General features: G+C 55.7%; 13 protein-coding genes and 1 pseudogene. 4 read left to right on the forward strand and 10 right to left on the reverse strand.

Annotated features, from left to right (window positions below):
- Positions 1–4: 4 nt before the first annotated feature.
- Complete coding sequence (locus V3C20_RS04410) at positions 5–2,518, forward strand: U32 family peptidase (protein WP_162851518.1); 2,514 nt, start codon at positions 5–7, stop codon at positions 2,516–2,518.
- A gap of 29 nt (positions 2,519–2,547) precedes the next feature.
- Here the strand turns inward: V3C20_RS04410 and V3C20_RS04415 are convergent, their stop codons facing one another.
- Positions 2,548–3,333, reverse strand: a complete 786-nt coding sequence (locus V3C20_RS04415) for a hypothetical protein (protein WP_130084403.1) — start codon at positions 3,331–3,333, stop codon at positions 2,548–2,550.
- 252 nt (positions 3,334–3,585) lie between these two features.
- Here V3C20_RS04415 and V3C20_RS04420 point away from each other — a divergent pair, with 252 nt between their 5' ends.
- Positions 3,586–3,894, forward strand: a complete 309-nt coding sequence (locus V3C20_RS04420; RefSeq protein WP_130084404.1) for a hypothetical protein — start codon at positions 3,586–3,588, stop codon at positions 3,892–3,894.
- A 422-nt stretch (positions 3,895–4,316) separates the two neighbouring features.
- Here V3C20_RS04420 and V3C20_RS04425 read toward each other — a convergent pair whose 3' ends face one another.
- Genes V3C20_RS04425 through V3C20_RS04435 form a run of 3 tightly spaced genes read right to left on the reverse strand, consistent with a single transcriptional unit; the run spans position 4,317 to position 7,121 of the window.
- A complete protein-coding gene (locus tag V3C20_RS04425; protein WP_130084405.1) occupies positions 4,317–5,219 on the reverse strand; it encodes a hypothetical protein in 903 nt (300 codons plus the stop codon).
- Between the two features lie 31 nt (positions 5,220–5,250).
- On the reverse strand, positions 5,251–6,162 hold the full coding sequence (locus V3C20_RS04430; RefSeq protein ID WP_130084406.1) for a hypothetical protein: 912 nt from the start codon (positions 6,160–6,162) through the stop codon (positions 5,251–5,253).
- Positions 6,163–6,170: 8 nt separating this feature from the next.
- Positions 6,171–7,121, reverse strand: coding sequence for a hypothetical protein (locus V3C20_RS04435; RefSeq protein WP_130084407.1), 951 nt, complete (start codon positions 7,119–7,121; stop codon positions 6,171–6,173).
- Positions 7,122–7,358: 237 nt separating this feature from the next.
- On the opposite strand from V3C20_RS04435, the gene V3C20_RS04440 reads away from it, so the two are divergent.
- Both V3C20_RS04440 and V3C20_RS04445 read left to right on the forward strand, forming a co-directional pair.
- On the forward strand, positions 7,359–9,614 hold the full coding sequence (locus V3C20_RS04440; RefSeq protein WP_161981393.1) for a VacB/RNase II family 3'-5' exoribonuclease: 2,256 nt from the start codon (positions 7,359–7,361) through the stop codon (positions 9,612–9,614).
- Positions 9,615–9,891: 277 nt separating this feature from the next.
- Positions 9,892–10,221, forward strand: a complete 330-nt coding sequence (locus V3C20_RS04445; RefSeq protein WP_161981489.1) for a cupin domain-containing protein — start codon at positions 9,892–9,894, stop codon at positions 10,219–10,221.
- A gap of 53 nt (positions 10,222–10,274) precedes the next feature.
- Here V3C20_RS04445 and V3C20_RS04450 read toward each other — a convergent pair whose 3' ends face one another.
- The 6 genes and pseudogenes from V3C20_RS04450 to V3C20_RS04475 all read right to left on the reverse strand — a co-directional run bounded on the left by V3C20_RS04450 (position 10,275) and on the right by V3C20_RS04475 (position 21,270).
- Positions 10,275–11,528: a penicillin-binding transpeptidase domain-containing protein gene (locus V3C20_RS04450; RefSeq protein WP_330935426.1), complete on the reverse strand. Its 1,254-nt coding sequence runs from the start codon at positions 11,526–11,528 to the stop codon at positions 10,275–10,277.
- A 346-nt stretch (positions 11,529–11,874) separates the two neighbouring features.
- Positions 11,875–12,570 (reverse strand): annotated as a pseudogene (locus V3C20_RS04455) (biosynthetic peptidoglycan transglycosylase); the annotation flags it as partial.
- 93 nt (positions 12,571–12,663) lie between these two features.
- Positions 12,664–18,660, reverse strand: a complete 5,997-nt coding sequence (locus V3C20_RS04460; protein ID WP_161981394.1) for an MG2 domain-containing protein — start codon at positions 18,658–18,660, stop codon at positions 12,664–12,666.
- A 382-nt stretch (positions 18,661–19,042) separates the two neighbouring features.
- Entirely contained in the window at positions 19,043–19,621 is a 579-nt protein-coding gene (locus V3C20_RS04465; protein ID WP_130084411.1) for a hypothetical protein, read from the reverse strand.
- 249 nt (positions 19,622–19,870) lie between these two features.
- Positions 19,871–20,449 (reverse strand): hypothetical protein, encoded by a 579-nt coding sequence (locus V3C20_RS04470; protein ID WP_130084412.1) that lies wholly within the window; start codon positions 20,447–20,449, stop codon positions 19,871–19,873.
- Positions 20,450–20,877: 428 nt separating this feature from the next.
- Complete coding sequence (locus tag V3C20_RS04475; protein WP_149875024.1) at positions 20,878–21,270, reverse strand: hypothetical protein; 393 nt, start codon at positions 21,268–21,270, stop codon at positions 20,878–20,880.
- Between the last annotated feature and the right edge of the window lie 91 nt (positions 21,271–21,361).

The following is a 21,361-nucleotide window of genomic DNA, read 5'->3' on the forward strand; positions in this document are numbered from 1 at the left end:
CCCCATGGCCGTGATTCCCGAAGACGACACCACCCTTTCCTCCCTGCGCCCCGGCGACGTGCGCCCCGAACTGCTGGCCCCCGCCGGAGACATGGACTGCGCCCGTGCCGCCGTCGCCAATGGCGCGGATGCCATTTACTTCGGCCTGGACCGCTTCAACGCCCGCCTGCGCGCCAACAACTTCACGCTGGCTTCCCTGCCGGAGCTGATGCGTTTTCTCCATGTACACGGCGTGAAGGGATACGTGACGATGAACACGCTCATCTTCACCTCCGAACTGGCGGACGCCCTCGCCTACCTGGGCCATTTGAACGCCGCCGGGGTGGACGGCGTGATCGTGCAGGACATCGGGCTTGCGCGCTGCCTGACGGAATGGAGAAGGCAGGACCCCGCCATGAAGCTGGAATTGCACGCCTCCACCCAAATGACGCTTACCTCCACGGAAGGCCTGGAATTCGCCTCCGGTTTCCTGGACCTGAAACAGGCCGTGCTGGCGCGGGAACTGAGCCTGAAGGAAATAGAACAATGCGTGCGGCACACCGATATTCCTCTGGAGGTGTTTGTGCACGGAGCGCTCTGCGTGGCTTATTCCGGCCAGTGCCTCACGTCGGAAAGTCTGGGCCAGCGCAGCGCCAACCGGGGGGAATGCGCGCAGGCCTGCCGGCTGCCCTACACTCTGGTCGTGGACGGCAAACCCGTTCCTCTTGGTGAAAGGCACTACCTACTCAGCCCGAATGATTTGTGCGCCCTGGACCGCATTCCGGAGCTGGTCCGCATGGGGGTGAGAAGCTACAAGATCGAGGGACGGCTGAAAAGCCCGGAATACGTGGCGGCGGCAACGGCCGCCTACAGGAAGGCCCTGGACGCCGCCTGCGCGGGAATACCCGTGAAGGAAATGGTGACCGCACATGACCGCTATGCACTGCAAATGGTATTTTCACGCGGTTTCTCCACCGGCTGGCTGGACGGCACGGACCACCCGCGGCTGACTCACGGCCGCCACGGCAAGAAGCGCGGCGCCTATGCAGGCGTCATTGTGGACAGCGGCCGGGGCTGGCTGGACCTCAGCCCGGAAGGGGACGTTCCACTCGCGCCCGGCGACGGCTTCGTCATTGACGCCGGGGAGGACCGCAATGAAGAACAGGGCGGCCGCATCTGGAAGGTGCAGAGAAACCGCCTTTTCTTTCACGGAAAGGCCTCCTCCATTGACTGGAGCAGGGTCAAACCGGGGCAAAAGCTCTGGAAAACGGATGATCCGGCCTTGAATGCGAAGCTGAAGAAAATGCGGGACCACCTGCCGGAGGCTGCCGTTCCCCTCCATCTGGCATGCGCCGGATCCGCCGGGGAACCCCTGACGGTTTCCTGCCCGGAATACGGGTGTTCTGTGCAATCCGTCCAGCCGCTGCAAACGGCGGAAAAGCGTCCTTTGACCTCTGAAGTGCTGGAACAGCAGCTCGGCAGGCTGGGAGGAACAGGGTTCCGCCTGGCCTCCTGCAAATGCCGCCTGCCGGAAGGGCTGATGCTCCCGCTCAGCATCCTCAATCAAACGCGGCGGGCCCTGGTGGAACAAGTTCAAGCGGCCCGGCAGAAGAAGGAAGCCGCCTCCCGACGCCTTCCGGCTCCTTTCCTCCTTCCTGAGTTCCCTCCGCCAGCCGCCGCTCAGGCCCTGCCGCCGCATTTATCCGTGCTGTGCCGCAGACCGGAGCAGATACCCGCCGCGCTGGACGCCGGGGCGGACGCCGTCTATCTGGACTTTGAAGACCTCCGGGATTACGCGGCGGGAGTGCAGGCCGCCCGGCGGCACGGAAAAAGCGTTCCCGTCTTCCTGGCGACTCCCCGCATCCAAAAGACCTCGGAAGCCGGGTACTTCAAGCTCATGGAACGTGCGGAGGCTGACGGCGTGCTGATCCGCAACCTGGGCGCGGCCCAGTACTTCCGCCATTCCCCCCTGCGCCGCATCGGAGACTTCTCCCTGAACGTGGCCAATCCTTGCAGCGCGGCCATCCTGAAGGAACAGGGTAATCTGGAATTCCTCACCATTTCCTATGACCTGAACGCCGGGCAGGTGGCGGATCTGCTCCGCGCCGCGCCGCCGGAATGGTTTGAACTGACGCTGCACCAGCACATGCCCATGTTCCATATGGAGCACTGCGTGTTCTGCACCTTCCTTTCGGACGGCGCCAATTATAAAAACTGCGGCCGTCCCTGCGAACGGTATCATGTGCAGCTGCGGGACCGCGTGGGCCAGCTTCATCCCCTGCTGGCGGACGCCGGGTGCCGGAATACCCTGTTCAACGGACGCGCCCAGACGGGAGCCGGCTTTTTCCGGGACTTCCGCCGCCAGGGCCTTTTCCGCTTCCGCGTGGAACTGCTGGATGATTCGCCGGAGAAAACGCGCCTGCTGGTGTCCCGCTACCGGGGGCTTCTGGACGGCGCCTGCACGGCTGCACGGCTCATCCGGGAACTGGACGTCGCGGAACAGCTCGGAACTACAGAAGGAACGCTCCGGCCCGAATAACGCCGCACTGAAAAATAGTTGATCCGCCTTTAGATTCCCGGGATTTTATCATACATCTTTAATATTTTGTCATTTTTTAAAAGAACGCCCATTTTTCTTCCCATGCCGGCCATCTCCTTTTTAACTGATTCGTTGGTGACATTTTTTAAATGATCCTGCACAAATTCGTGTGCCTGCATCATGTATTTCTCATCATCCCACATGATGAGAAACCGGCGATAGCTTTTGATCACTTTGATAAAAGTTTTTTCCTTGTCAGCCAAAGCCAGCAAAGCTTGCTGGAAAGCCCTGCCGGCTTTGCTTTTTGTTTTAGAATTCCATTTGACATTTTTTGATTTTTCCAGCCACAAACTCAAAAAGTCTCCTGTAGTTCCTTCTTTGTAAACAGCATGGGTCTTGATCTCAGGGCAATCAGCAGTCAGTTTTTTCCAAAATTGCCGGATGAAAAGTTCCTCTGCTCCGGGCGTACCGTCCGGGCTGACCCCGCAGGCGTACACTTCATAGGGATTCACCTTTTCAGGGTTAATCTTCAAAACATGATTCGCCACGTAATGAATCAGGTTATGTTCCCGGGGCATCGCCTTGCTGAACTGGATGAGGTACTCCAGCTTCTTTTTATCGCTCACGCCTCCCGCCTTGATGCCCAAATAACGCGCCCATGCCGGGTAATTGCAGGGATTAGTCCGGCAAGCCTCTTGAAGCAGCAGCTCCACATGCTGCGGATTCCGGGAATAAAACGATAAATCATACATCAAGGAAGATTCCCGGGCCTGCGGACTCTGCCAAAAGGCGCAGAGAGCGGTGATGATCTGCACGGGGCCTTTCCACGGCAGTTTATTTCCTCCGTTGGCCCAGTTCCATCCTCCAATATTGTTGCCGATGAGCCATTGCCCCTTGGGATGTTTCCAAATGAAGGCGCAATGGCCCGGCTGGCCGATGGGGTACGCCGGAACGCCTTTGGCCCTTAAAAAACCTGCGGCTCCCTTGGAGACGGCTCCGCACACGCCGCCGTATTCCGTGTAAAGCTTAAGGGTAATGGGTTTATTATCATAAAATGCTGCCCCGGCATGCACGCTGATTCCCTTGTGATTCTTTTTACGGTAGGGAATAAATCCGGTAAATTTACCCCCCGCCTGATCCGGTTTGATATTCTTTCCTTCAATAAACTGCTGGGCCCATGCCAGGTCTTCCAGGCTCTCCTTTCCTCTCAGAACCACGGCCCACTCCCATGGTTCAAGATCATCGGCCTGCGGATAACACCTGCCGTGATGATGGGAATCCTGGTAAAACCCGTATCTGGCCATGCATTCCTCTACCGTGAAGACATCAGCGATGAGACAGGCCCCCAGGGCAATGTTAAGGTCAACACCGTATAACTTCCCGTCTGCATTGTTCCACAGGCGGTAGAGAATTGCCAGGCTGTTCTGGTGGGCGTACCCTGCATGGGCCAGTTTTCGGAAAACTTCCGGATGGGAGACAAGCCACCCGGTGAATGTCCGGTCCCGGAGTTCCGTTGTTTGAAACGCCTTTCCTTGACTGGCATGGCGGAAAAATTGTCCGATATGGCACAATTGCTCTAGCTCCGGATCATGTACCAGCTCCCGGATTTTTTCTGGAGAAAGGGCGCCGGAATCAAGCTGTTTCCGGAGTTGATTCCTCACTTCATCAATGATGACTGAAGAATAATCCGCCTTCAACAGCCTCTCTATGATCATAGAATCACCACCCCGGGAAATGCCGAGCGTCAGGCACAAAACGCATAATGTCCTCAAAAAAGCATTCGCGGTCATGGAATGATTCAATTCTCCTTCCTGATGCTCCTGTACTCCCGGAGCATCCCCGGAGAGTACAGGAATTTGGTATCCCTATCCATCCCTCCCGTCCGTTCCAGAAACTCCACCAGCTCCCGGTCCGTTTTGTAGCCGCAGTCCCTCAATTTTTCCAGAACGCGCGTTCTGCTTCCGGGATGGAGTTCCAGAACGATATTCAAAAGCGCACCCTCCCTGTGTTTAATATACCAGCGGAAGGACTCGCGGAGACGCACCAGGCCGTCTACGTTCCACTCGTAAACGATCCGGTTACGGCGTCTTTCCTCAGGCGCCTCCACGACAAGCTTGTGTTCTTCTTCATAGCGCCAGTAGGGCAAGGTGTCGACCGGACGCACGGGATGGAACTTTCCATGCGCCTTTTCCAGGCCCGCGATGTAGCGGTAGACGGCGGCTCCCCGGAGCATCATCCGTTTGATATATTCGAACTCCGCTTCCAGGCAAAACCTCGCGAGCTCCTTCCCTTGCTTGAGCTTCTTGTTATCCCGTACATATCTTTTAATTTTGGAAAGATTTCCATATGCCTTAAATTTGGCAGTCAGGTCAGCCCCATTGATCCAGTTGGAAAAATTGTCGAGCCGGTAGTCCTGATAGGGCGCCTTGACGACCATGTTGTTGATGAACAGAGCGTTTTCCAGGTCGGAGGGAGACATCCGGCCGTCCTCGTCAAGCAGGTCCCTGTCGATCACGGGCAGGGCCTCCTGGTAGAAGTCGCCCAGCTTTCCCTGGTCCAGCAGGCCTTTCAGATGCCGGGCCTCTTCGCCCAATTGGTCGGACCGGATGTCCATGAAGGAGGGAAGGTCGTTGTACGCGGCTTCATCCCCCCGGCTTCCGGAGGAAAAGAGGAGAAAAGCTGAAATACAGAGGAGCGGCATCCTCAAAAAAGCATTCGCGGTCATGGATGATTCAATTCTCCTTCCTGATGCTCCTGTACTCCCGGAGCATCCCCGGAGAGTACAGGAACCGGGTATCCTTGTCCATCCCTCCCGTCCGCTCCAGGAACTCCACCAGCTCCCGGTCCGTTTTGTAGCCGCAGTCCCTCAATTTTTCCAGAACGCGCGTTCTGTTCCCGGGGTGAAGTTTCAGAACGATATTCAAAAGCAGTCCCTCACTGTTTTTGATATACCAGCGGAAGGACTCGCGGAGACGCACCAGGCCGTCCACGTTCCATTCGTAAACGATCCGGTTACGGCGTCTTTCCTCCGGGGACTCCACGGCAAGCTTATGTTCTTCTTCATAGCGCCAGTAGGGCAAGGTGTCGACCGGACGCACGGGATGGAACTTTCCATGCGCCTTTTCCAAGCCCGCGATGTAGCGGTAGACGGCAGCTCCCTGGAGCATCATCCGCTTGACGTATTCGAACTCCGCTTCCAGGCAGAACCTCGCGAGTTCCTTGCCCTGCTTAAGCCTCTTGTTGTCCTGCACATATTTGTAAATTTTAGAAAAATTGATACCTGCCTTAAATTTGGCAGTCAGGTCAGCTCCATTGATCCAGTTGGAAAAATTGTCGAGCCGGTAGTCCTGATAGGGCGCCTTGATGACCATGTTGTTGATGAACAGGGAGTTTTCCAGGTCGGCGGGAGACATCCGGCCGTCCTCGTCAAGCAAGTCCCTGTCGATCACGGGCAGGGCCTGCTGGTAGAAGTCGCCCAGCTTTCCCTGGTCCAGCAGGCCTTTCAGATGCCGGGCCTCTTCGCCCAATTGGTCGGACCGGATGTCCATGAAGGAGGGAAGGTCGTTGTACGCAGCTTCATCCCCCCGGCTTCCGGAGGAAAAGAGGAGGAAGAATGAAATACAGAGGGGCAAATAGTGTTTCATAAAGGAAGTTAGTTGCTTGTTGCGGTGACGATGCCCGGATCTTTTTTATTCAATCCCTTGAACTTCTGGATCTGGTAATGAACCGTTCCCGTCACAGGATCACGCCTGATGGTGAAAATCTGATCCGTGTTAAAATCCCAGAGAATTCTTTCTTTCGTGTACTTGTCTTCTTTTACTTCACCCGTGCATCCGAATATTTGCCAGCGGCACTTCCACGTCCAGCTGATGGAACCCGTGAACGCGTCAATGTCCTCCGGGCGATACAGGCAATTGGTGCTGTCATAAATTTCATTGGTTACGGAAACCCGGGCGGGGTTCGCTGAAACCTTGTGCTCGCTGACCAGGGGATGATCCGGAAGAGGTTCGGGATCATAACCGGCATGCTGCTCCAGGGAGTAGAGATTGGTGAAGCTGACATTCAAGGGAAAGATGCGCAGGATTCTGAGAGCGCTCAGCCCTGTGGTGCATTTAATTTTAGCCGCTTCATCCAGCGCTTTCTGGAAAGGGCTCTCCGCCCCCGCGTAGGTCAGGCCCTTGGGAGGGATGAGGGTGAATTCGATCTCCTGCTCCACTCCGTCCACTTCCGCCTTCACCTTGATCTTTTGCTGCTCTTTGGCCAGGGTATTGATGTTGACGGTTATTTGATCTGACCGAAACTCATTTTTTTCAAGCTTGAAATACTCCTCCCCTTCAACGGCGGTCCAGCTGCACCGGGTTCCTTCGGGAAGTTTTTTGCCGTCCAGGGTGGCGGTCAGGGTGATGTATTCCCGGAGGGTGACGGTCGTTCTTTCCCTGTTGCTTTTGTCAATCTCCTCCTGGGGAGGGTTGAGATCGGGGTATTTGAAGTACACTTCCGCCGCGCAAAACTGGGTTTCATGTTTTATTTCAACGCCCTTGGACGCCAGGCTATTGAACGTCAGGGTGCAGCTGATCAATAACAGGCAAAGGAATGTTTTCATGGGAAACTTCAGGTAAACTGTTTTTAAATTACGCAGAATCAAAAATTTGTCAATATATTATTCATTTAAAACATAAAATCAAGGGTTGCGGACAAAGCCCGTGAAAACGGGATATGCGGCAGCATGCCAAAAGCCGCAGATGAACGCAGAATGCACCGCCCGCGCCTTGAAGCGGCACAAAAACCGCCTTATGATGGCGCTCATGGGAATGGAAGACTCCCTTCCCGGCATTTCAAGATGAATACTCCCCTCAAAGACCGCCTGCTCCGTCACATGAAAGACGGGCATTATGAACCGCAGAGCAAGTCAGAGCTGGCCCGTGCCCTGAATGTGGATTCCCGCCAGCGCCTGGACCTTCGGAATCTGGTGGACCAGTTGGAGGAAGAGGGCATGCTTGTACGCCTGCAAAAGGGCAAATATGCCCTGAAAAGGGAGCGGCGCGATTTGGTACAGGGCAAAATCCGTATCCTGCGTTCCGGTAAAATTCTTTTTCTCCCCCAAAAGGGGGATTCCGCAGCGGCGGCCATGGGCTGGGATCTGGATTCCATTCCGGAGCTGGAACTCAAACCCGAACGGTTGAATACCGCCCTGGATGGAGACCAGGTGGCCATGCGCGTGGAACGCAAGGCAGCCAAAGGCAGGCGCAACGACCGCAGAAGCGGTTCTTCCGCGTCAGACGCAAATTGGAAAGCGCGCGTGGAGGAAGTGACGAAACGCGCCCGATCCCGCTGGCTGGGCGTTTTCCGCACCGGAAAGAACAAATTCGGGCGCGTCCTGGGAGACGGTTCGGGGTCTCCGGCATACATCGAGTTGACGGAAGCCCCCGCCATGGAAGTACTGCCGGGGCAGCTTGTCTCCGTGGAGCCGGTCACCTACGGCGGCGACAAGAAATCACCGCGCGGGAAAATCGTGGAAGTGCTCGGTTATGCGGACGAACCCCATGTGGATATGGAAGCTGTCATCAGAAAATACGACCTGCCCGTGGAATTCCCCGCCGAAGCGCTTCAGGAAGCGGACGCGCTGCCCGCAGAGCCCTCCGCCAGGGAACTGGCCAGGCGGGAAGACTGGACGGACCGGACCGTCATCACCATTGACCCGGCAAGCGCCAAGGATTTTGACGACGCCATTTCCATCAGGACCACGCCGGAAGGGTGGGTGCTGGCCGTCCACATTGCGGACGTCTCCCACTTTGTTCAGCCAGGCGGCGCTCTGGACCGGGAAGCGCGCAAACGGGGCAATTCCACCTACCTTCCGGACCGCGTGCTGCCCATGCTTCCCCCGCGCCTTTCCGACGATTTGTGCAGCCTGAGGCCGGGCGTTGTGAGGCTGACAAAGGCCTGTGAGATGAAATTCAACAAAAAGGGGAAAATGCTCCACGCCCGCTTTGCGGACGCCTATATCCGCAGCAGCGCCCGGCTTACCTACCAGGAAGCGTTCGCCATGATGAACGGCCGCGACAAGGCGGGAATTCCCGCGCTGGTCAAGGAGGCATGGAAGCTGGCCTCCATCCTGCGCCGCAACCGTTATGCGAAAGGAGCGCTGGACCTGGACTTCCCGGAAGTGCGCGCCGTCATGGACAAGGACGGCCGCGTGACGGACATCGTCACGGAGGAATACGACGAAAGCCACCAGTTGATTGAAGAATGCATGCTGGCAGCCAATGAAGCCGTGGCCCTGACCCTGAAAAACCGCAACCGCCCCACGATTTACCGCGTTCATGAGGAACCTGATGCCGCCAAACTGTTCGAATTCGGCCAGCTTTGCAGGCTGTACGGCCATCCCGTTCATGACATCGGCCAGCGCCAGTACCTGAATGAACTGATGCAGTCCATCAAGGGCTCCCCGGACGAACAGCTTCTCAAGCTGGCCCTGCTGAAAAGCCTGATGCGCGCCAGATACGATACGGAACCCCTGGGGCACTACGGGCTGGCTACCCCCAATTATTGCCACTTCACCAGCCCTATCCGCCGTTATGCAGACCTGGTGGTGCACCGTTCCCTGGATCCCCTGCTGGCCAACCCGCCGAAAGGGGCAAAAGGCCCCGGCAGCGTAGCGGCTCTGGAGGAAGCGGCGGAACATATTTCCGAAACGGAACGCGTTTCCGCCAGCGCGGAAAAGGATGCCAACCGCATGAAGCTTTTTGAATGGCTGGAAGGCCAGTGTTTCGCAGACCATCCGGAAGTGCACGACGCCCTGATTACGGACACGCGCCACTTCGGCATTCTGCTGGAAATTCCGCGCCTCCAGATCAAGGGACTGGTCAAGCCGGACAAGCTTCCGGGCGGACGATGGGTGTATGAAGCCTTCGCCAACCGCTGGAAAAACGATCAGGGATTCGTCCTGTGCGCAGGCCTGCGCGTGCCCGTAATTCCCGTGAAGGTGGACCGGGAACAGCAATGGGCGGACTTTGCCATCGTTCCCAGGGAGAACCAGGAAAGTCCCGGGAAGAAAATTGTGAAGAGGAAAAACGGGCGGCACCGTCCCCGGAAATAACCGGGAAGTTCCGCGGCCGGAACCTTCCGGCTCCATCTGCCGCGATTCTTCAGAATTAACTTGAAACAGCAGAGTTATTTTGGGTATAAGGCGATTGCTGTTTACTAACTACCGACCCCACGCCTATGAAATCAGGATGTTGAATCTGTAAGCACGCACCATATGAATGCTGAATGCCAAGGCCCGCTCTTGGGTCAGGAGCGGGCCTTTTTCCAAAAAGCTTCGTCATGAAGGAAACAGGGCAGGGCCTTGAAAGTGTCCAACCTGCATGACGGAAATGCAGCATATCCCTGAACAGTCGCCTTTTAATTATGCGGATCTGATCGATTACCGCGAGGGGCAGATCACCAGCCTGGCCCTGTTGCGCTCCAAGGGAGTCAACATAACCATTCTCGCCTTTGACGATGAACAGCTCCTGCCGACCCATCAGACTCCGGGGCCTGCTCTCGTCCAGGTCGTGGACGGTACCGCCTACTTCACCATAGGCAATGCGGAAGCAGATTTGTCCCAGGGAGAAGCGCTGATGATCCCGGCCGGAGTTCCCCACTCCGTCATAGCCAGGGAACGCTTCAAAATGCTGGTTACTTCCATTCTGCCGCTGGACTGAACGGCATTCCCGTCCGGGGGGACCCGCGCCGGGAACCATTAAACGTGATCAAGTCACAATTCCCTGACGGAAAAGGTTGAACTTTGTTCCAGATTCAATTCCGGATGCCGCACGGTAATGACGTGCGTACCGGGCGCCAGCACCGCATGGGCTTCATCTCCGTATTGCACGATTTCCAGCGTGGGACATGACCAGAGAGCTCCCATGGGCAGGTTGGACCGCAATTTGAGCATGCGCCCGCCCCCGGGCATTTCCGGGTCCAGGATCAGGCGGGAGCCGTCCCGGGGAACCAGGACGCGGGGAGGTTCTCCGGACCAGTATTCGGGCAGCAGGCACCAGGCATCCGCCGCCGTGCAGGACGGGCTGGTGAACCATTCCGTATAACGGCTGTCCAGATAAGCCCTTCCCCGCGCATCGTAATCTCCGGGGGAAGCTTCTCCCGGCATGTTCGCCGGGGATGCCCACTCTTCCCGCACATAGGCGGCAGGTATTTGCATGGCCCCGGTGCGCTTTCCGGTGCGGGAATCAATGCGGATGCGCACCAAGTCCGCACCGGGCTGCGGAAAGGTCGCTTTCCTGTTCCGGTGCGCCAGTTTCATCACTCCGGCAAAAATGGGCCCCGCGCCCGTCATGCCCCCTACCTGCCTCATGGGGGAAGCGTCAAAATTGCCCACCCAGACGCCAACCGTAATTTCACGGGTAAAGCCCACGCACCAGTTGTCGCGGAAATCGGAAGAAGTGCCCGTCTTGCACGCGTAACGGAAGGGAAGATTCATCATTTCATGATCGCCGAACGTAGCCCGGCGCGCTTCCCGGTCCGCCAGAATGTCCGCTACCAGAAAGCACGAAGCCGCGGGCAATACCGGCCGCTCCGGAAAAGATTCTGCCACCGGAGCCTTCTCCAGATTCAAAGTGACGGCCTTTCCTTCGCGGGCCAGGCAGGCGTATGCGGCCGTCAGGTCCCTCAGAGTCACTTCCGCATTTCCGATAGCCAGCCCCAGGCCGTAATGCAGGGCATTCCCGTCAATGCCCTGCATGCCCAGTTCCTTCAACAATTTCAACAGGCGGGACGGGCCGCCGAACGAGCCCAGAGCCCGCATGGCGGGAATGTTCTGGGAGCATGCCAGCGCCTTTCTGATGGAAATGGGTCCCATGTAGGTCTTGTTGTAATTCTGCGGCGCTTCCAGGCCGTGCGCACTCCTGTACGTGGTCGGGACATCCGGCAGAACGGTTCCCGGATACGCCCCCAGGGTGAATGCCTGAGCATACACGAACGGTTTCAGGGCGGACCCGGGGGAGCGCGGCATGGATGTTCCATCCAGAAGCCCCCCCCTGCGGATGCTTTCTGTTCGCGGAACCAACCAGGCAGAGAATGTCTCCCGTAGCGTTTTCCACCACCACCACGGCAGCCTGGGTCACATGGTGGTCCTCAAGATTCGCCAGTTCCCTCCCTACGATTTCCTGAACTCCGCGCTGCAAGTCGGAATCCAGCGTGGTATGAACTTCCCCGGTCCGGAAGGCACGGAGAAAGGAGGCCGTCACGTGGGGAGCCAGCGCCTGACGGCGCTTTTCCGTTCCGGAACTGAACAGGGGTTCCTGCAAGGCGCGGTCCAGCATCTCTCCGGGAAACATGCCTTCCTCCTTCATTCTGCGGAGAACGCGGTTCCGGCGTTCCAGGGCCCGGTCCGGGTAGTTGAGGGGATTCAGACGCGACGGCCCCTGGGGCAGGCCCGCCAGCAGGGCACATTCCGCCAGGGAAAGATGGTCCATGTTCCTTCCAAAGTAAAAACGGGCCGCAGCCGCAGGCCCGCGACGCAAATTGCCGTAATCCAGACGATTGAAGTAGGCCTCCAGAATCTCCTCTTTGCTCATGGTCATTTCCAGACGCCGGGCTTGAAAAAATTCCCTCATTTTTGAGGCCAGATTTCTTTTGCCTGGACGATTGGCATTTTTGGCAAGCTGCTGGGTGATGGTGGATGCGCCGGACACGATTTCCCCGCCCGCGGCATTTGTCACGACGGCGCGGCCCAATGCCAGAAAATCCGCCCCTCCGTGGCTGTAAAACCGCTTGTCTTCCGCAGCCAACGTGGCTTTGACCAGCATTTCCGGCACGGCACGCAGCGGGACAGGTTCACAATGGTAATAATCCCGTCCCGGCAGGGTGGCGATTCTGCCTCCGTCCCTGTCCAACACGACGGCTCCCGGCTTTTCCGGATGCACCAGGCCTTCCGGTCCGGGAAAGAACCACGGAAGCGCATACCAGATAAACAGCCATGCAACGGCAAGTCCAGCCACCGTGCAAAGCAGTTTTTTTCTTTTCAAAAGCCTTCTTGCAATCAGAGTCTTCATGGCCCTTTTCACGGCAGAGGGGTGCCGCGATGACGGCACCCTTCCGGGTTATTAAGAAAAAACGGGCACAGGCGCTTATTCCCTCAGCGATGTTTACTTCTCCTCACCATGCAGCACAGTCAGTTTCTGGGGAATGCTCAAGCCGTATACCTCCGGCCTGTACATCAGCTCCGCCTTGGCGGATGGGGCAATGACGGTACCGGACTTGGTCACCCGCGCCAGGTAGCGGGCCGTAAAACGTTCACGGCTCCAGGTATCGGCAAAGAAGCGCACCCTGTCTTTCAGAAACTCCCGGTGCGATACCCAGGAATTCCAGTAGAACCAGCGGTCTCCCTGGCTGGCAGCCTCGTTCTCGCGGCCTCCCGGTATTTGGGAAAGCAAAGCCGGATTGACGGCTTCCAAGGCGGAAGGAAGATAATCTTCCATCACCACATAGGAAAGGGGGGTGGGCCCTTTGTCCACATGCAGCGTAATTCTCACGAGGTCTCCCACCGCAAACTCCGCGGCAGGTTCCCATTTGCCTTCGGAATTGAGTTTTTCATACACGCGGGAAACGGCAAAGCCCCGGTTGACGGCGGCACCATCTTCCTGGGTCTTGCTGCGCCCGTGGGCTTCCGCATTCCCGTAAACGGTGGAACCGGCATCAGGAAGGCTCAGCACGGCCTTTTCCCCCACTGCCGTACGGAATTGCGCAGGGGAAGCCAGGGAGCATGTTCCGCTCGTCACCTGCGCCCCCCGATCCACCCGGAAGGGTGCGGAAACGGAAGATTCCTTCACTTCCTTGAGATACTCGCCCAGCAACATGACGTCCCATCCGGAAGACCAGGTCGTGTACAGAGGCCTTTCTCCAAAGGGGCGCGACGTCCTGTCCATGATCAACCGGGCCAGGCGGATCCGGGCAGCGGCATCGCCGGAAGACAGGGACATGTCCGCCAGACCTCTTAAAAGCTGAATATGGGACGATTCCTTCTTCTCCGGTTCCGTATTTATCAGACGACGCCCCAGCGTTTCGGCATCCGGACGGGAAGACAATGCTACGGCCAAAGCCAGGTACATCCGGTTTTCCGGACTCAATGAACCGGACCTGTCCAGCAGGCGGTTCAGCAGGGAGTCCGGCAGGCGCTTTGCCCGCGCAAGAACCCATGCTCCCAGCAAATCCCCCTGGGGATTATTGGACAAGCTCCTTGCCAGATAACCGTATAACTTGTCCAGGGGCTTTTCCGGAACGTCAATTCCGCTTTCCCGTGCCAGAGTAAGCACCAGGGCGGCATAAGGGCAATACTCGCTCACCGAAGTTCCGCCCTGCCAGTAGGCCAGGCCCCCGTCGGGAAGCTGGTTTCTCAGAATCTTCTGGATGCCTCCCCTCAGAGCCTTGCTGCGTTCTTCCTTAGTCTTTCCTTTGAAATCGGGCAGATATTTGGCCAGTAGCGGTTCGTAAATCCAAGGCAAGGTGGATGAAGAAAGCTGTTCCAGGCAGCCGTAGGGATAACGCAGCAGGAAATTCACGCTTCCGTTCGCATAAATGAGCGGCGATGTGCTGAGAGTCACCTGTACGGGAGTGCCCGGCAGGAAAGGCGTAGATAACATGCCGGGAACATCCAGCGTGCTGCCGGAAGAAAGGGAGAAACAGCGCAACTCACGCAAATCCGGGAAGGGAGGAACCACCTCAAACGTATTGGCTGCGGCATCCCGCAGCAGGGAGTAAACACCGGAGGAATACGACACTCCTTCCGCATCCGCGGCACGGATTTCCCATATCAGCCGGGCCTCTCCGGACTTATGGAATTTAACATTGAAAACCAGTGTTTTCGGCTGATTTCCCTCCAGCGTCAGCGTTTGAGTGGGCTGGGGAACAGCGGCAATATCATTGGACTTCAGCGTTACCGTCCATTTCCCTTTCCTGGTACCCGTTTGGCTGACAGTCACCGGGATATTCAGGGAATCCCCTGCCGTGGCGGTGAAAGGAGGGGCAGGTTCCAGCATGATGGGCTTGTTCACCACATAAGCCCCTTCCCCGTTGCCGAAGTCGGAATCCCCCGCCAGAACGACGGCCATGACCCGGTAGCGGGTCAACGTGTCCGGATTCCTGTAGGAAGCCTTGAAACGTCCCTGTTCATCCGTCCGGATGGAGGAAAGCCAGACCGCGCAAGGGTTGAAATCCTCCCTTAAATACACCGCCTGCTGCGCCGCAGCGTTCATGGGTGAACCGAAAACGCCGTCCCCACCTCCGATGAACATGCCCTTGTTATCCGTGGAACGGCTTCCCCAGTCCTCATCCAGAATTTGCTCCAGCGTCGTCCAGGTACCCACTGACAAGGGACGGTCCGCATAAAAATACCGGATGGGCTGCGGCGTCCGGTAACCGATGACTTGAAGGGTGCCTTCATCTTCCGCAAACAGGCATACGTCCGCATTGCGGACAGGCTTGCCGCGGTGGTCCGTGACCACGCCGCTGACTGTGGCGATGGAGCCCGGCAGGGACATGCCGGCGGGAACCTTCATCTCCACATTCAGCATATTGTCTGCCGACTGCACCTTCAGCGCGGCATATCCCAGCTTCAACTGGGGATTCTGAACCTTGCGGCTGCTTAAATCCGCCCCCTTGACCAGGAAAACGGACACATAAACATTCGGAGCATCCATGCTCTCCAGCGGAATTTCTATAACGGGATTGTCCAGCGTCAGCGTCCTGGTAAAGCTCCGCAGCACCTTCTCGCGTTCCACCGTCACGATGACCTCTCCTTCAATGGGCGTCTGGACCAGCAGACGCGCCGTATCTCCCGGCTTGTACAGTTGTTTGTCCGGAATGATCTTCACTTTCAAGCCGTCATGATATTCCCACGGAGAAACGTCGCTGCCGTACACCCAGTACTTCACGGCAGTCCGGAATTCCCGGCCTTCCGGATCACGTCCGGACAGCGTCACCTCATAAATGCCATCCTGCGTTGTAGGAATGGATACGGGCTTGCCGCCTTCCTGAAGATTGGCGGAATCCGACGGAGCGAGAACCAGTTCCTTCTTCTCAACGGTGCTTGTCAATGGTTCGTTGCGCACGGTAGTGGTATGGTCTCCATCATAACGCGTGGACTGGAAGGCGGTGCGGGTTACTTCCAAATTCAATGGCAAATCCCCTCCGGCGTAAGGCTTGCCGTCCAGACCCACGGCAATCAGCCGCAAATCCAGCGGCGTACCCTGGCGGCAGATGGAGGAAATATTCTTTACGCCCACGAATACGGAGGCTGGATTCCACGTGGCATTGCGCGCAGCCTTGATCAACTGTTCATTCCCGTTGGTAACGGAAGCGGTCAGTATCAATTTCCGGACGCGCGGAAAAGCCTGCCCGTCCAGGGAAAACTCCACGGCATTCTTCCCGTTCGCGTCCAGAACAGCGGACTGCTGCTGCATGCCTGACGAGGGACTTCCGCCGGAATAACCGTAATAAGCATCCCAATACCCATAATCCTCATTCCGGTAATCACCGAAACGGTAATCCTTGTATCCTGCCGGATAAAAATTGGAAAAAATGCTGCGCAGCCCCCAGTTCACCTTCCCTCCGGAAACGGGCGTTCCGGTGAAATTCGTGGCTTTCACGTCGGCCTTCAACACCTTGTCGCCGGGTTTGAGGTCATGAATCACGGATTCCACTTCAAACTCATTGCGCTTGAACTCCGCCACCTCTACGGAATAGCGGAACTCCCGGTTCTTCCGGTTGAACTCCCTGCGGTAATAGCGGTTGCTGTCGTACTCGCCGTCGTTGTCTTCATCGGAATCTTCCTCCGCATCTCCTTTCAACCGCAATTTGGCGGTAATGGAATACATCCCCGTTTCCCCTTCCGGGAAGTTGAAATCCAGATCAAACGTACCTGCATCCGACGGTTTCACCTGCCTGACGGCAACTTCACGCTGCCGGCCGTCCCTGATCGTCAGCTGCACCTCTTCCACGGGCGTCACGCTGAGCTTGTTATCCAGCAGGGTACGCATGATCCCCTTCAAATGCATTGTCTCCGTCGGACGGTACAGATTCCTGTCCGAGAACATGAACACCTTGTTCTCCGCCGTGGTGGCGGGATTCAGGCCAAGTTCATTCCACCAGTAAGGCAGCGTCTCCACGTCAAAAGACCACAGCCCCACGCGGCCGTTCCAATCCTTCAAGGGGCTCAGGTAACTGTCCGCTCCGGACCGGACGCGCAAATAGGCGGCCTTTCCGCTCATGGGCAGGCGTACCGTGCCCTTCTCCACGGAGGCGGATGCAAGAAGACTGCCGTCCGCATCCAGAAGCTGTGCTTCCGCCTTTTCCGTCGCCTTGCCCGTAGCCAGAGAATATACGTACACGAACATGTCATCCGCCGTCTTCTTGTGCAGGACGCCCAGGTCCGTCACCTGCACGACAGCCTGTACGGCGTAGGCTGCCTGCTTCTCCTTGTTGAATTCCTTCCTGGTCCCGTCCGGTCCCGGCACGCCGAAAAGCTTGTATGCCGCCAATACCGGATCGCTCACCTGCCCTTCCACCTCAATGAAGTACATGCCCGGGTCCGCCTTCCCGCCGAAAAGCTCGTCCAATCCGATCACGGCTTCCGTCTTGCCGCGCACATCCACCTTCATCACTTCCTTTCTGTCTGCGGAAAGGAGTTCGGCAGGAAGAAAATGCCTGTCGTCCTTGTCCGTGACGGTACGCGGCAGCGGAGCCGCCTGGTCCCGTTCGTAAATCTTCTTGTAGGCTGTGAGCGTCCGGTGCTGCGCATCTTCACGAATGCGGTAGCCGCGTACGGTCAAATCCTTCAAATTGCTAACGGAAGCCTTCAATTTGCGCGACCCGGCAGACATGATGCCGTTATTCCCCGCATCCAGAAACAGGGAGGGATTTTCCGGGCGCACTTCCACATGGGAGCCGGCATTTGTGCCTTCCAGCCTCTGGCCGTCCACGGAACGGACGTTTTTCCACCTCCACTTCAAATTAAAGACGGGATTGCTTCCGCATACCAGCACGGGCAGGGAACCGTACCAATCCGGCCGCACAAGCTTCACCTTTGCCAGACGTTCACGATCCGGGCGTATCACTACCTCTTGATTCTGTCCCGTAGCCTCATTCTCCACCATGGCGGTAAAGCCGCGAACCTTTTCGTCATAAGGCATGGGGTTGTTATTTTTCCCGATGAAAAACTCGGCATGGTCACGGAAAAATTGATCCACATTCTCTATCTTTACCGGCTGCGTCCATTTCATGGTCAGACGACCTTCCTGATCTGACACCGTGCCATAATACGCGGAACAGGAAAATTTGGCCACCTTGCCCAGTCTTTCATCCCACTTCTCAGACTGTTTGCCCTGCGGAGAGGCCTCTCCAATGTCCGGAATGACAAAATAATAAGTGCTGCCATAAGAAAACAGGGTTTCCGGTTCTACTACGTACACGCCTGGAACGGGCGTATCGTCCGGCTTGCCCTGAAACTCCCTGCCCTGCACCCGGTACCTTACGCGGTACGCCTCCGCCTCCCGCACCTCCTTCAAAAGCGCCGGCCTCATTCTGGAAGCAATCGTATGGGGTTCCACGCCGGCTTTCTTCTGCTCATCCGTCAAAACCGTGGTAAAATAAGTTTTATTCAGCAGGGCTTCTTCTCCAGGAACGTAATCGGGGAGCACCAGGAAAAAACTCTCCCAAGGATAAATTTCATCATTCCTCCAATAACGGCTTGTGGATTCCAGATCGGCATTCAACTTCCTGCGCCCTGTCAGGCGGACGGCGTCCTCCGGAATGGGGGAGCCGTCCTGAAAACGCGCTCCTTCCTCCGGTTTCCATTCATAACTGGCCCTGAAATGGATGATATCCTGCGGACGGCACTCCAAAACATTCGGGGCAATCCATTTGGAAGAAAACTTCAAGTCTGGAGAAACACTCAGCAAGCCCGGCTTCAACGGCTTGCCAACCTCGGAGGACGCCACCACGGCCTTGTCAAACACAAGCTGGAAGGGCTGTCCCGTCGCCAAATGGGAAGGAACGGAAGAGGGATAGCGCACCGTTGTGGCGGCAAGAGAGGACGCGATGCTGCAAATACCTAATAGGCAAGCAACAATAAAAGAATGATGTTTCATGCAGGGAGGGGATTTTATACACTCCATCTTCTCCCCCTTTTAGGTTCTCAAGACAAGAAGAAAATCCGCGAATGGCAAAAAAACACATGCAGCAAAGCATTAACTATTCGTTGGATGGCATCGGTGCCTTATTCCGCACTCATGAAAACTTCCTCCTCAAGCACCCTGAAAATTGTTAAGCCTGCCACAAACCGGACCGGAGATTTTAAAACTATATCAGTTCACACAGTTTCCGCATTATTCAAAAACGGAATTATCTACTTTAATCCTGTCCCGCTTCAATTGTCTGATTTGTCTCCATCGGGTCATCGGATAAAAGAGGATTATAAGCGTTTAACATTCCCATCCCATCACCTGATGGATGATCATCAACACAACAACGCTATTCTATATAGTTCTGTTTTTTCCTCATCCGCACAGCATCGGATTCTTCCACAAGGCAGCCTTCCTCCACGCGCATAAGTTTCCGAAAGGCCATCATACCCTCTTCATTGCTCCATGCCAAGGGATTTAACCACATCGTATCTAAAAAATACTCATATTGGTTGTTTTGTTGTTTCGCCAGTTTGCTCGAATCCAAAAATACATACCATAGCGCTCCTTGAACGGGCGAGGCGATAAAACGTACACTCCCCTCCGTCCTGACTGTACCGGCATCAGGCAAGCTCTCCGCCTTTCGATGCAAGTTCAATAGGGAGCCCATGGGAACCTTGCCGCGCAATGACTTGACAACGCGGCACTGGCAGGCCCTGTCCCATACAAGGCCTCCCCCCCTAGGGATCGGAGTATACCGCGCCTCATAGGCGCATACGAGCAGGACGGTATCGGCTTTCTTTAAATAACTCGCCAGAACTGCCTCTCGCGATTCAGGCTCAATCTCACTTTGTTGAATCAAATCCGCACGAACTGCCGCACTACATAGGAAAAAAAACGTAAAAACAAAAAGAAAAAAGGATTTCATAATTCACATATACTTAAAATAAATGAAAAAACAAGACGATTTTCCAGCTTCTGGCTGCTAAAAAAGGGAGCGGACTGATCCGCTCCCTGAATTGACGTAATGTCCGCTTATTGCTTATCATTCAGCGCACTCCAGTAGAGTAGCAGAATCGCTCTCGGGCGGCATCCCCGGATTCTGGATGTCGATACTTTCCCCTGAAGAGGTCCTCTCCTTTTTTCCCAAAGCGGAGACAAGAGCGGGAAAACCACATCATTTGTCGGATTCCGGTTTAAAGCGGGCTGCTTCCGATTCGGCGGAAATTTTTGCCGGCTCGATATGCAGAAGCTTTTTCATGGCACGGCCAGGGTCACTCTCCGTCATCGGAAAATATCTGACGCAATCTCCCAGGCTGTAGAAATCCAGCCCATAAATGCTGTCAGCCGGAGTGAAATCTTCCGACGTATCCGGCAGTTTTTCTACATTCTTGGAAGAGGCAAGAACATAAGTCAACAAACAATCAGAAGACATGGTTATTTCTGGAGCGCTGCCCTCAGGGAGTTTATTGGCGTGCCCGTTCCACTTGACCAAGGCTTCTACGGGAATATCCCCCCGCAGCGACTGAACGACGCGGGCATAGTGCATTGTTCCCTGATCAGTGGACACTATTTTGTAAATGATGACAGCCAGGACCACATCGCTTTTTTCTAAATTCCGAGCTGTACCCCTGAGAAAACTATCCTGTTCGACTTCAGCCTGCGTAGCAACATGGGAAGAAGAGGCTAACTCTCCATGGGCTATGGTTGAAAGTAGCCCTGAAAATAAAATGCAAAGAAAAGAAACACGCTTCATAATGTATTTATTAGATACTGAAATTTTGGTTTATATTCAAGAAAAAATAGGGTAAATAAAAAAATGTCTACCCTATAAATATATTATTAAACGGAACTATATAGGATAGTCTTGTTGTATTGATGATTATCCATCAGGTGATGGGATGGGAATGTTAAACGCTTATAATGCTCTTTTATTCGATGAGCAGATGGAGACAAATCAGACAATTGAAGCGGGACAGAATTAAAGTAGATAATTATGTTCAAAATCTGTCCGGAAGAAAAGCCTATTCTCTCTTGTATCCCTTCTTCCAAGAAACTGAATATTCTCACGTAAACGTATAAGGCGTGGAAACCCTTGTGGCACAAATTATTGCCACAACCGTTCAAGGTAAGTTGCCTGTAACATTCTCTCCCTTTTCTCTCTTGTACGGTTGAATAAAACAACTAACTCTGATCCTGATTTTTACATTTTACAAATCCTTCACCAACCTGATTTACAAGACAATGAACAATACCCAAATTACCCAGGAACCCCGTTATCCCTTCGTTCCCATGTTCGCCAATGGGCAACCGCAGGCCGACTTCTACGCCAACGGCATCACCGCCCCCGTTCTCATCTCCCCTCGCTCCGCTTCCGATGACACTCGCCATGAATGGACCGGGTACCTCAAGATCATGAAACGCGGTACCTATTTCCTCTCCCTGGACGCCGATTCCTCCATCTCCCTGGCCATCCCATTCAAGAATGTAGAGTTCACGAAGGAAGCAAAGGACCTTTCCGTGAAGCCGGAGAGCGTCGTGCTGGAACAGGGGTATTACTGGTGCCGAATCGTCCATGAATACCACCCCACCCTGGGCTCCGGACAGGAGTTCTGCATTGCCGTTCTTTCCGACAAGACGGATGTGCCCGATATCAATTCCTACCTCG

It is taken from the genome of Akkermansia sp. RCC_12PD, assembly GCF_036417355.1.
Taxonomy (GTDB): Bacteria; Verrucomicrobiota; Verrucomicrobiia; order Verrucomicrobiales; family Akkermansiaceae; genus Akkermansia.

Excerpts from the sequence above, each read along its gene's own strand:
- V3C20_RS04430 (WP_130084406.1), bottom strand. The coding sequence starts at position 6,162 with ATGAAACACTATTTGCCCCTCTGTATTTCATTCTTCCTCCTCTTTTCC.
- V3C20_RS04410 (WP_162851518.1), top strand. The coding sequence starts at position 5 with ATGGCCGTGATTCCCGAAGACGACACCACCCTTTCCTCCCTGCGCCCC.
- V3C20_RS04460 (WP_161981394.1), bottom strand. The coding sequence starts at position 18,660 with ATGAAACATCATTCTTTTATTGTTGCTTGCCTATTAGGTATTTGCAGC.
- V3C20_RS04470 (WP_130084412.1), bottom strand. The coding sequence starts at position 20,449 with ATGAAGCGTGTTTCTTTTCTTTGCATTTTATTTTCAGGGCTACTTTCA.
- V3C20_RS04435 (WP_130084407.1), bottom strand. The coding sequence starts at position 7,121 with ATGAAAACATTCCTTTGCCTGTTATTGATCAGCTGCACCCTGACGTTC.
- V3C20_RS04425 (WP_130084405.1), bottom strand. The coding sequence starts at position 5,219 with ATGCCGCTCCTCTGTATTTCAGCTTTTCTCCTCTTTTCCTCCGGAAGC.
- V3C20_RS04420 (WP_130084404.1), top strand. The coding sequence starts at position 3,586 with ATGCACGCTGATTCCCTTGTGATTCTTTTTACGGTAGGGAATAAATCC.
- V3C20_RS04475 (WP_149875024.1), bottom strand. The coding sequence starts at position 21,270 with ATGGACGATTCGGCACCAGTAATACCCCTGTTCCAGCACGACGCTCTC.
- V3C20_RS04465 (WP_130084411.1), bottom strand. The coding sequence starts at position 19,621 with ATGAAATCCTTTTTTCTTTTTGTTTTTACGTTTTTTTTCCTATGTAGT.
- V3C20_RS04445 (WP_161981489.1), top strand. The coding sequence starts at position 9,892 with ATGCAGCATATCCCTGAACAGTCGCCTTTTAATTATGCGGATCTGATC.
- V3C20_RS04450 (WP_330935426.1), bottom strand. The coding sequence starts at position 11,528 with ATGCCGCGCTCCCCCGGGTCCGCCCTGAAACCGTTCGTGTATGCTCAG.
- V3C20_RS04440 (WP_161981393.1), top strand. The coding sequence starts at position 7,359 with ATGAATACTCCCCTCAAAGACCGCCTGCTCCGTCACATGAAAGACGGG.